Genomic DNA, 526 nt, shown 5'->3' with positions numbered 1-526 from the left:
TGGCGATTGGGACGAAGTCGTAACAAGGTAGCCGTACCGGAAGGTGCGGCTGGATCACCTCCTTTCTAAGGAGCATTCGGCCGGCCCTGTTGGCTCACCACTGTTTGGTGGTGGGTGTGGGGTTGGTTCATCGTCGCGGTCATCAGCGAGTGTCTGGTGCGTGGCGTGCTCATTAGTGGAGCACTGGTTATTCAGCTGGTCGTGGTTGCCGGATTGGTGAGTACCGCCGCCTTCGGGTGGAGTGGGAAAGCGGGTTTCGGGGGTTGCGGCTGGTTGGGCACACTGTTGGGTCCTGAGGAAACGGACCGGATACTCAGCGCCTTCGTGGTGTTGGGTGGTTTGTTTTCTCCAGGGCTGGTCTCCTGTCATACCGGCCGGGGCTTGCGGGTTATTTCTCGTGGGTTCGGGTGTTTGGTGGTGGGGTGGGCTGGTTGTCTGGTTGTTGTTTGTGAATTGCATAGTGGACGCGAGCATCTTTGTGGCCAAGTTATTTAGGGCACACGGTGGATGCCTTGGCATCAGGAGC

1 rRNA gene is annotated in these 526 nt (G+C 58.4%); it reads left to right on the top strand.

From position 1 onward, the window contains the following. Positions 1 to 65, top strand: a 16S ribosomal RNA gene (locus FLX07_RS35965); the annotation flags it as partial. Between the last annotated feature and the right edge of the window lie 461 nt (positions 66 to 526).

The organism is Microbispora bryophytorum (genome assembly GCF_006874465.1).
GTDB classification, from domain to species: Bacteria; Actinomycetota; Actinomycetes; order Streptosporangiales; family Streptosporangiaceae; genus Microbispora; species Microbispora bryophytorum.
The sequence above is the reverse complement of the archived record's forward strand: the minus strand, read 5'-3'. Positions and strand labels throughout refer to the sequence as shown.